General features: G+C 63.6%; 8 protein-coding genes. 4 read left to right on the top strand and 4 right to left on the bottom strand.

Features of this window, described 5'->3' with window-relative positions:
* Positions 1-95: 95 nt before the first annotated feature.
* Positions 96-1,928 (bottom strand): methyl-accepting chemotaxis protein, encoded by a 1,833-nt coding sequence (locus ACFPOB_RS21155; RefSeq protein WP_377800366.1) that lies wholly within the window; start codon positions 1,926-1,928, stop codon positions 96-98.
* A 466-nt stretch (positions 1,929-2,394) separates the two neighbouring features.
* Here ACFPOB_RS21155 and ACFPOB_RS21150 point away from each other — a divergent pair, with 466 nt between their 5' ends.
* Positions 2,395-3,270: a helix-turn-helix domain-containing protein gene (locus tag ACFPOB_RS21150; protein WP_377800365.1), complete on the top strand. Its 876-nt coding sequence runs from the start codon at positions 2,395-2,397 to the stop codon at positions 3,268-3,270.
* A gap of 82 nt (positions 3,271-3,352) precedes the next feature.
* Here ACFPOB_RS21150 and ACFPOB_RS21145 read toward each other — a convergent pair whose 3' ends face one another.
* Together ACFPOB_RS21145 and ACFPOB_RS21140 are read right to left on the bottom strand one after the other, a co-directional pair.
* Complete coding sequence (locus tag ACFPOB_RS21145; RefSeq protein WP_377800364.1) at positions 3,353-4,420, bottom strand: patatin-like phospholipase family protein; 1,068 nt, start codon at positions 4,418-4,420, stop codon at positions 3,353-3,355.
* Positions 4,417-5,202 carry a 3-hydroxybutyrate dehydrogenase gene (locus tag ACFPOB_RS21140; RefSeq protein ID WP_377800363.1) on the bottom strand — a complete coding sequence of 262 codons (786 nt, stop codon included), beginning with the start codon at positions 5,200-5,202 and terminating at the stop codon, positions 4,417-4,419. Before ACFPOB_RS21140 ends, ACFPOB_RS21145 begins: the two co-directional genes overlap by 4 nt.
* Positions 5,203-5,319: 117 nt before the next feature.
* Between ACFPOB_RS21140 and ACFPOB_RS21135 the strand changes: the two genes are divergently transcribed.
* The 3 genes from ACFPOB_RS21135 (at position 5,320) to ACFPOB_RS21125 (ending at position 9,339) form a co-directional block, all read left to right on the top strand.
* Complete coding sequence (locus tag ACFPOB_RS21135) at positions 5,320-5,862, top strand: transcriptional repressor (protein WP_377800362.1); 543 nt, start codon at positions 5,320-5,322, stop codon at positions 5,860-5,862.
* 67 nt (positions 5,863-5,929) lie between these two features.
* Positions 5,930-7,207, top strand: coding sequence for a flavodoxin-dependent (E)-4-hydroxy-3-methylbut-2-enyl-diphosphate synthase (gene ispG / locus ACFPOB_RS21130; protein WP_377800361.1), 1,278 nt, complete (start codon positions 5,930-5,932; stop codon positions 7,205-7,207).
* Positions 7,208-7,353: 146 nt separating this feature from the next.
* Positions 7,354-9,339: a potassium transporter Kup gene (locus ACFPOB_RS21125; protein WP_377800360.1), complete on the top strand. Its 1,986-nt coding sequence runs from the start codon at positions 7,354-7,356 to the stop codon at positions 9,337-9,339.
* A 235-nt stretch (positions 9,340-9,574) separates the two neighbouring features.
* Here the strand turns inward: ACFPOB_RS21125 and ACFPOB_RS21120 are convergent, their stop codons facing one another.
* Complete coding sequence (locus ACFPOB_RS21120) at positions 9,575-10,528, bottom strand: polyprenyl synthetase family protein (protein WP_377800359.1); 954 nt, start codon at positions 10,526-10,528, stop codon at positions 9,575-9,577.
* Between the last annotated feature and the right edge of the window lie 36 nt (positions 10,529-10,564).

Raw genomic sequence — 10,564 nt, 5'->3', positions numbered from 1 at the left:
AGTGGCTGGGGTCCACATCGCTCGCTCCAAGATGGCCTGAACAACCCCTTGGAATCACGAGTGCCCCAGTCGCTCAACCCTTTCGGGACGGGCTCTTAGAATTCGTCCCAGCCTGAGGCTCCGCGCAAGTTGACCGCAATTTTGGCTGGCTGGTTCGCTCCACGAAGCTGCGTTCTCACCGCCGCTGGCTTTGAGAAAGCTGCTTCGACCTGCTTGCGGAGACGATGCGGATGTTGCGTTGCCGGTGCATCAGAGCCCTCCGTTCGATAGCCTGCGACGAGCTGGTTCAGCTGAGCGATACGGTCCGCCAATGCGTTTGCTGAGGCAGCGCTCTCCTCTGCCAAAGCAGCATTTGATTGCGTCATCTCGTCGAGATGCGCGACGGTTTGACTCATCTCGTCGATCCCGTTCGCCTGCTCGCTGCTGGCAGCCGAAATGTCGGCGATCGTCGCGGCCACTTTCCTCGACGTGTCCAGTATCACTGTCAGAGCGTCTCCGGCCTTGCGAACGAGTTTGACACCCTCGCTGACCTCGACATTGGAGGACGAAATCAGAGCGGAGATATCCTTTGCAGCCTCGCCCGAGCGCTGGGCCAGCGTACGAACCTCGCTCGCAACCACAGCAAAGCCCTTGCCCGCATCACCGGCGCGAGCGGCTTCAACCGCCGCGTTGAGCGCCAGAAGGTTGGTCTGGAAGGCGATGTCATCGATGACCCGGGTGATCGCTTGGATCTTCTGCGAAGCATCCTCGATCCGCGCCATGGCTCTCACGGCCTCGACCGCGATGTCGCCGCCTGATTGCGCGGCGTTTGTCGCTTCTTCAGCAAGTGTCGCGGCCTCACGGGCATTGTGCGCAGAGGCCTTTACGCTGGCTGCCAATTCCTCGGTCGTTGCTGCAGTCTCCTCCAGGCTGGACGCTTGATCCTCTGTCCGCTTCGACAAATCGTCGGCACCGGCCGTGATCTCTCGGGCTGCAGTATCGATGCCGTCCGCCGCAACAGCGACTTCGCCTACGATGCTCGATAGCGTTCCGATCAGCTCATTGACGCCACCGCAAAGGGCTTGGTTAGCGGCGTTAAGATTGGTCAGCGAAATTCGCCGTGTGAGATCTCGGCCTTTTGCCGCCTCGACCACGGTCGCGACCTGTTCGATCGCGAACTTCATCTGATCTTCGTTTTCCTTCCCCGCGGTTATGTCCGTGGCGTACTTGACGACCTTCCAAGGGCTACCCAACGCGTCGAGGATGGGATTGTAGCTAGCCTGTATCCAGACGGCCCTTCCACCTTTGCCAATGCGTCGATACCGACCTTCGTCAAATTCGCCGCGACGCAGCTTGTCCCAGAACTGCGTGTATGCGGGTGATGCGCGGTCATCGTCACTGACGAAAATGCGATGGTGCTGGCCCTCGATTTCGCCCGCGGAGTAGCCCGTCAGCGCCAGGAAGTTGGCGTTGGCCCGCAAAATTGTTCCTGCCAGGTCAAACTCGATGACGGCCTGCGACTTGTTGATCGCCGCCAGCTGTCCTTCAAGGTTCGCGATTTCGGTCTTATTGGCGGTGATGTCCGTGGCAAACTTGATGACTTTCGTCACTCGTCCCGACTGATCGGGAATGGGCGTATAAATCGCCTGAAGCCAAAGGCGGCGGCCGCCCTTTCCAATGCGAAGAAACTGGGCCTGTTTCGGCTTTCCAGCCGCAAGTTCGGACCAGAAGGCATTATAGGCCGCGCTGTTGCGCTCGGCCGTATCGACGAACATCGAGTGGTGCTGACCTTCGATCTCACCCAGCGAGTAACCGATGCAATCGAGGAACAACGCGTTGGCTGAGATAATCTTGCCGGACGGCTCGAACTCGATAACGGCCTGACTTCGCCTGACAGCCTCAGCCTCCGCTGAGTGCCCGCCAAAGTTAATGAAATTCCGGATCGACATCCCGTGCATCCCCTGGTTCGGCGGCGGACATCTCAAGGCGCCTCATGAAATAGGCCCTGCCATAATCCGCAATTTCCGTCTCCCATCAACACGCTGCCTTTTCCAAGGCCGCGCGCCTGATGTCGATTCGTACGGGAAGTGGGTTAATCGGGAGTGAATTTGACTCAATATCAAGAATCAACCCGAATTTCGAAGTATATTACTGTTGGTTGCAACCTCAGGTTGCTCTAAATATGACGCCGCAAATTAGATAATCCCAATCTTATATCCTGATTTAATCCTGATAGCCCAAATGATTACTATCAAAAGCCGCAGTACAGTATTTCTAATGATAACAGTAACTAAGTTACTCTCGGTAATTTCACAACGCAATTTTCGTCGCTTTGACTGGTCGGATTACGGAAGTTGCTTCGATACGGCGAATCTTGCATGCTGGATCATTGATTAAAGCGAGAACCGTTCGTCATTGCCGACCCGCAACCTCATAGACCTCACCATCGAGGATGCGCGTCGACTGTCGCGCGTCTCAGCGCCATGCGCGGCCCTAACCGCTGAACATTCAGAGGCGCAGGACCCGGCCGGCTATGAATTCGAGGTCAAAGGCGACGCACATTATCTCGCGTTTCATCAGTTGGTCTTTGAAGACGGCATGATGCAAGTTGATGGCGATCGACCTTATCGGTCTCAGGATCTGCGGGGCACGCTCACGTTTCTGCCAGCTGGAGCCGCAGCTCGCGGTTGGTGCAAACCCGCTAAAGGGCAGCAATCTTTCACGGCATTGTATATTGACCCGAAAGCGATCCCTCAATTAGCCCATATCGGTCACTTGCTCGACGATCCTATTGTCTATTTTCAATGCGAGAAGCTCGCTCAAACTTTCCTCAAGATTTCTCGCGCTATTCAAGAGTCGCCGCCGTTTCTTGAATTCGTGATTGATACGTTGGGGCAAGTAGCTCTTTTGGAGCTTGCATCATTCCAATCGGCTGGGTTGGCCAAGCCCAATGAACGCCCCCTTAATCAAGATGACTTAGGGCGCTTGCGTGAGTTTTTGCGGGAAAATATCTCGCGCGATATTCGGCTCGACGAAATGGCATCCGTCGTCGGTTTGAGCAAATTCCATTTTGTACGCTGCTTTCGCGCGACGACCGGGCGGACACCTTATAGATCATTGCTGGAGCTCCGGAGCGACGTGGCCGTTAGAGAACTCCAGGCAGGACGCACGCCTCACGACGCTGCGGCCGCGGCGGGTTTCGACGGAGTACCCCAGATGTCGAGGACCTTACGCGCCGTTCTCAATCTATCAGTCCGGACGATCATGCAGGGGCGTGACTTCGGCAAATAGCGCTTTGATCCGGCTGCCCAAATCCGGACGCTCCGACGTTCTGCAATGGGTCGAAAGCAGCCTGTTTGCTCCGCTTGCCCACCTATGAAATCGCCTCCTTCAAATCCAAGGTTCCCTGCACCCCGATCGCCGCGTAGTTGCGCTTGAGCCAGCGCTTGGCGGCGGTGCGGCCGAGGTCGCGCAGGCTGAGCAGGAAATTCCATTCGGAGTTGAGGCGCGAGGAGGAGGTCAGCTGCGCCAACGGCAGGCCGCCGTCGATTCGGTGCATCAGCACGCGCTTGTAGTCGCCGGTGGAGAGCTTGCCGTCGTCGAGCAGGCGGTTGACGAACTCGATGGCGCGCAGTTCGCGCAGGAGCGAGGCGTTGAAGGTGATCTCGTTGAGCCGGTCCTGGATGGCGCGGGCATTGGTCGGCAGTTCGCGGCGTTCGAGCGGGTTGATCTGGACGAGCAGGATGTCGTCGCCAGCCGCCTCGTAGAACAGCGGGAAGAGCGGCGGATTGCCCATGTAGCCGCCGTCCCAATAGGGCTCGCCGTCGATCTCGACCGCCTGGAACAGCATGGGCAGGCAGGCCGAGGCCATCAGATGGTCGGCGGTCATTTCCTGCCGGGTGAAGATCTTGATCTTGCCGGTGCGGACATTGGTCGCCGAGATGAAGAGATTGACGTCGGCGCAGCCCTGGACCTTGCCGAAGTCGATCAGGTCCGAGATCACCCCGCGCAGCGGATTGATGTTGAGCGGGTTGACGTCGTAGGGGCTCGCGACCTTCGAGAGCAGCTCGAACCAGATCAGCCCCGGCGGGCGGCCATCCGTCCAGGCGCCGAGCATGGTGTCGAGCAGCGAGCGCTCCGAGCCGCCATATTTGCCGTCGACGCTGATCCGGCGCCAGAAATTCTCCAGCGCGGTGCGGGCACCGTCGATGCCGCCGTCGAGCCAGCCCTCGGTCAGCACCACCGCGTTCATCGCGCCGGCGCTGGCGCCGGTGATCGCCTCGATGGCGATGCGGCCATCGGCGAGGATGGCGTCGAGCACGCCCCAGGTGAAGGCGCCATGCGCGCCCCCGCCCTGGAGCGCGAGGTTGACCGATTTCTCGGCCTTGGGTCCCGCCAGCCCTTTGACCTGCGGGACCTTGCGCTGCTTGCGGCCGGTCACGCGGCGGTCCAGCCACCATCCATCGGCAAGGTGGTGCCGGTGATCGACTTGGCCGCGTCGGTGCAGAGGAAGACGGCCAGCGCCGCGACCTGCTCGACGGTAACGAACTCCTTGGTCGGCTGGGCCAGCAGCAGCACGTCGTTGATGACCTGCTCCTTGGTCAGGCCACGGGCCTTCATCGTGTCGGGGATCTGCTTCTCGACCAGCGGGGTCCAGACATAGCCCGGTGCGATCGCGTTGACGGTGATGCCATGGGTCGCCACTTCCAGCGCCACCGTTTTCGTGAAGCCGGCGATGCCATGCTTGGCCGAGACATAGGCGCTCTTGAACGGCGAGGCGACGAAGGCGTGGGCGGAGGCCGTGTTGATGATCCGGCCCCAGCCCTTCGCCTTCATCTTCGGCAGGGCGGCGCGGGTGGTGTGGAAGGCCGAGGTCAGGTTGATCGCGATGATCTGGTCCCATTTCTCGATCGGGAACTCGTCGACCGGGGCGACATGCTGGATGCCGGCATTGTTGACGAGGATGTCGATCGCGCCGAATTCCGTCTCGGCCTCGGCGATCATGGCGGCGATCTCGTCGGGCTTCATCATATTGGCGGCGGAGTAGCGCGCCTTGACCTTGAACTCGCTCTCGATGCCGGCGCGCTCCTTCTCGATCGCGTCAGCCTCGCCGAAGCCGTTGATCACGACATTGGCGCCCTCGGCGGCGAGCGCGCGGGCGTAGGCGAGGCCGATGCCAGAGGTGGAGCCGGTGACGAGGGCGGTGCGATCTTTGAGGAACATGGGGCGGCTCCTGACATTTGGCCTGAGAACGCTTAACCTACCGGCGAAGGCTGGCATTGCGCCAGCGAGGGAGCGTCGGTCACCAGGACGGTGCCCGATGTGCTATTGCAACGCAACATGACGAAAATGCAGCCTGCAAATCCAGATCACCACCACCATGATCACAATCATGAGCACGGTCTCTGCCAGCACGCGCACGACCATTCGCGTCATGCCGCCGCCGGCTTGGCGCGTGCCGAGGCGGTCTGCCGCGAGCGCGGCCTGCGCCTGACGCCGATCCGGCGCAAGGCGCTGGAGGCGCTCTATGGCGACCACAAGCCGGTCGGTGCTTATGATCTCGCCGACCGGATCTCGCCGCCGGGTGGGCGCAGGCTGGCGCCGATCTCGATCTACCGGGCGCTCGATTTCCTGGTCGAGCAGGGCTTCGTCCACCGTCTGAGTTCGCGCAACGCCTTCATCGCCTGCCCGCATGGCCATGGTGCCAACGAGGCGGTCGCCTTCCTGATCTGCGAGATCTGCGGCGGCGTCGACGAGGATGCCTCGCCGGCGATGCGCCAGGCGATCAGGGGGATGGCGGAGGGCCGGCGCTTCCAGACCTCCTATCAGGTGGTCGAGATCGTCGGCCGTTGCGAGCATTGTCGCGACGCTGCCGCAGCTTGACGATTATCCTGCAACGGCGCAGTGCAGCCACGACGAGCCGCTGCCGGCAAAGGATCCGGACCATTCCATGAGCGACCAGCCGCTGATCTGCCTGGCCGAAGGGCCCAACGCCGCGCCGGCGCCGCGCAAGCGCACCGTCCCGGTGATGGTCGGGCATGTGCAGGTCGGTGGCGGCGCGCCGATCGTCGTGCAGTCGATGACCAATACCGACACTGCCGATATCCCGGCGACGGTCGGGCAGGTCGCGGCGCTGGCGCGGGCGGGCTCGGAGCTGGTGCGCATCACCGTCGACCGTGACGAGGCGGCCGCAGCGGTGCCGCATATTCGCGAGCGGCTCGACATTCTCGGCATCAACGTGCCGCTGGTCGGCGATTTCCACTATATCGGTCACAAGCTGCTGAGCGACCATCCGGCCTGTGCGCAGGCGCTGGCGAAATACCGGATCAATCCCGGCAATGTCGGCTTCAAGGACAAGAAGGACAGGCAGTTCAGCCAGATCGTCGAGCTCGCGATCAGGCACGAAAAGAGCGTGCGGATCGGGGCGAACTGGGGCTCACTCGACCAGGAACTGCTGACCTCGCTGATGGATATCAACGCCGCCGCGCCAAAGCCGCTCGATGCGCGCGCGGTGATGCGCGAGGCGATGGTGCAGTCGGCCCTGCTCTCGGCGCAGCGCGCCGAGGAGATCGGTCTCGGCAAGGACAAGATCATCCTGTCGGCCAAGGTCTCGGGCGTGCAGGACCTGATCGCGGTCTATCGCATGCTGGCCGAGCGCGGCGACTATGCCATCCATCTCGGCCTGACCGAGGCCGGCATGGGCTCCAAGGGGCTTGTCGCCTCCTCGGCGGCGCTCGGCGTGCTGCTGCAGGACGGGATCGGCGACACGATCCGCTTCTCGCTGACGCCGGAACCGGGCGGCGACCGCACGCTAGAGGTCAAGGCCTCGCAGGAACTGCTGCAGACCATGGGTTTCCGCGCCTTCGTGCCGCTCGTCGCGGCCTGTCCGGGCTGCGGGCGCACGACCTCGACGGTGTTCCAGGAGCTGGCGATGGACATCCAGAGCTGGATCTCGACCTCCATGCCGGAGTGGAAGACGCGCTATCCAGGGATCGAGGCGCTGAACGTCGCGGTGATGGGCTGCATCGTCAACGGCCCCGGCGAGTCCAAGCACGCCGATATCGGCATCTCGCTGCCGGGTACTGGCGAGGCGCCGACCGCGCCGGTCTTCGTCGACGGCAAGAAGGTCGCGACCCTGCGCGGCCCCGCCATCGCCGCCGAGTTCAAGACCATGGTCGAGGCTTATGTCGAGCAGCGCTACGGCGCCCGGGCCGCCGCCGCAGAGTGAGCCGGCGGTTGAGGCGATTTTCACCGTGCGCCGCGCGAAAGTGGCTCCCGCCCGCGTGGAACATGCTCTAGCGTCTTTGCCTGAAAGACATGCCGTGCTAGAGGCCCCGGCCTTTCGCTGCATTGCAGCACCCGCGGAGCGCCCTGATGGGTCATGACCAGCAGCACCCGTCGGCCTCCAAGCCGGATGGGGATCGCTTCGGACTGGAAGAGCCGGCCGGCAACGGCCATTCCACGCAGAGCTATGCCGCGCTCGCTTTGGGGGCGCTTGGCGTCGTCTATGGCGACATCGGCACCAGCCCGCTCTACGCTCTGCGCGAGACGATCCTGGCCGCGACGGGCGCGGCCTCCGGCGGACATGGCGGCGGTGCTGCGGTCACGCTGAGCGGTCCCCTGCCGCGCGAGGCGGTGATCGGCGTGCTCTCGCTGATCCTGTGGTCGCTCGTCCTGGTAGTAACGCTGAAATACGTCGTGCTGCTGCTGCGCGCCGACAATAACGGCGAGGGCGGCACGCTGACCCTGGTGGCGCTGGCGCAGCGCGCGCTCGGGCGCACCCGTGGCGGCATCGTACTCTTCCTCGGCATGGCCGGCGCGGCGCTGTTCTATGGCGATGCGGTGATCACGCCGGCGATCTCGGTGCTGTCGGCGGTCGAGGGCCTGAAGCTGGTGACGCCGGTGCTCGAGGACTACGTGATCACCATCGCCTCGGCGATCCTGATCGCGCTGTTCCTGGTGCAGAGCCGGGGTACCGGCAAGGTCGCCAATTTCTTCGGCCCGATCATGACGCTTTGGTTCCTGACGCTGGCGGGCCTCGGCATCTACCACATCGCCGACGATCTCGGCGTCTTCGCCTCGATCAATCCCTATTGGGGCGTGCGCTTCTTCTTCGACCATCCCGGGCTGTCGCTGGCGGTGCTCGGCAGCGTCTGTCTCGCCGTGACCGGCGCCGAGGCGCTCTATGCCGATATGGGCCATTTCGGGCGCGGGCCGATCCGCAGCGCCTGGATCTTCCTGGTCTTCCCGGCGCTTTGGCTCAACTATCTCGGCCAGGGCGCGCTGATCCTGTCCGACCCGACCGCGATCGATAATCCCTTCTACAAGCTGGCGCCGCCAGCGCTGATCCTGCCGCTGGTGATCATGGCGACGCTCGCCACCATCATCGCCAGCCAGGCGGTGATCACCGGCGCCTATTCGCTGACGCGACAGGCAATCCAGCTCGGCCTGCTGCCGCGTCTCGAGATCCGCCACACCTCCGAGCACACCTCCGGCCAGATCTACATCCCGCGCATCAACGTGCTGCTGCTGCTGACGGTCCTGCTGCTGGTCTGGACCTTCAAGACGTCTTCCAACCTCTCGCACGCCTACGGCATCTCGGTCTTCGGCGCGATGATGGTGGACTCGCTGCTCGCCTTCATCGTGATCTGGAAGGGCTGGCGCTGGGGCTTGCTGGCGACCACTGCCGTCGTGCTGCCCTTCCTGATCATCGACGTCGCCTTCTTCTCGGCGAACCTCCTAAAGCTGCTCAGCGGCGGCTATGTGCCGGTGCTGTTCGCCGCTGCGCTGATCGTGCTGATGTGGACCTGGGTGCGCGGCACCAAGATCCTGTTCGACAAGACCCGCAAGACCGACGTGCCGCTGCTCGAATTGGTCGGCATGCTGACCAAGAGCCCGCCCTACCGGGTGAAGGGCATGGCGGTGTTCCTGACCAGCGACCCGGAGACGGCGCCGGCCTCGCTGCTGCACAATCTCAAGCACAACAAGGTGCTGCACGAGCGCAACGTGATCCTGACCGTGCGCTCGGCCGACACGCCGCGCGTCGCCGAGAGCGAGCGCGTCAGGCTCTCGCGCATCACCGACGACTTCTGGCGCGTCGAGATGGTCTATGGCTACATGGAGAGCCCGAACGTACCCAAGGGGCTGGCGATCCTGCGCAAGCAGGGCTTCAAGTTCGACATCATGTCGACCTCGTTCTTCCTGTCGCGCCGCTCGATCAAGGCCTCGCCGCAATCGGGCATGCCGGTCTGGCAGGACAATCTCTATATCGGCCTGACCAAGAGCGCGACCGACGCCACCAACTTCTTCCAGATCCCGACCGGCCGCGTCGTTGAGGTCGGCACGCAGGTCACAGTCTGAGGTCGTTCGGTCCTTGTCATTCCGGGGCAGGCCGCAGGCCTGAGCCCGGAACCCATGAACACGATCTTTCCCGTCATTGTCGGGCTTGTCCCGGCCATCCACGTCTTCGTTAGGGCAGGGCGGTGTTCAAGACGTCGATGCTCGCCACAAGGGCGAGCATGGCGAACTGGAACAGCGTCGGGTTCATGGGCTCCGGGCTCGCCGCTGCGCAGCGCCCCGGAATGACCGGACGCTTTCAGCTCTTGCGCTGGGCGGTGAACTCAGCCGCCGCGCGCAGCATCGCCGCCTCCGGCCCGAAGCCGGCGAGCGCCGTGATCGCCTCCTCGCTCAGCCGGTCCCGCTCGCGCTTGGCGGCGTCGAGCCCGAGCGCTGTGACCAGCGTCGCCTTGCCCTTGGCATCGTCCTTCGCCGTCGCCTTGCCCATCTGCTCGGGGCTGGCCTCGACGTCGAGGATGTCGTCGGCGATCTGGAAGGCGGCGCCGAGCGCCTTGCCATAGCGCTCTAGCGCGGCCGTCTGGCTTGCGTCGGCCTGGCCGAGGCGGGCGCCGATCAGGACGCTGCCCGCGAGCAGCGCGCCGGTCTTCATCGCCTGCATCTGCCGGATCTCGGCTTCGCTGAGTCTAGCCAGGGCGCCGTCGGCGGCGAAGCGTCCCTCTGCAGCGAGATCGAGCATCTGCCCGCCGACCATGCCGCCCGGGCCGAGCGAACGGGCGAGCTGCAGGATGACCGCAGCGCGCGTCTGCCCATCCGGATGCGTGTTCGGATCGGCGATCACGTCGAAGGCGAGCGTCAGCAGGCCGTCGCCGGCGAGGATCGCGGTCGCCTCGTCATAGGCCTTGTGCACGGTCGGGCGGCCACGGCGGGTGTCGTCGTCATCCATTGCCGGCAGGTCGTCATGGACGAGCGAATAGCAATGGGCGAGCTCGACGGCCGCTCCGGCGCGCAGGGCCTGTCCAACCGGCACGCCGAAGAACTTCGCCGTCTCGACGACGAGGAAGGGCCGCAGGCGCTTGCCGCCGGCGAGGGCGCCATGGCGCATCGCGGCGAGCAGCCGAGCGGGGCGATAGACCTCACCGGCCTCGGGTTTGTCCTGAAGCAGTGCTTCGAGCAGGGTCTCGATCGCACCCGCCGTTTCCGACAAGGCGCTGGCCAGAGCCGCGGCGGGGACAGTCCGTTCCACGGAACTCATGATCATTTCTCGCGTTGGCTGGCGGAGTTTGGCGCG

Source organism: Allobosea eneae, from assembly GCF_042657265.1.
Taxonomy (GTDB): Bacteria; Pseudomonadota; Alphaproteobacteria; order Rhizobiales; family Beijerinckiaceae; genus Allobosea; species Allobosea eneae.
The sequence above is the reverse complement of the archived record's forward strand: the minus strand, read 5'-3'. Positions and strand labels throughout refer to the sequence as shown.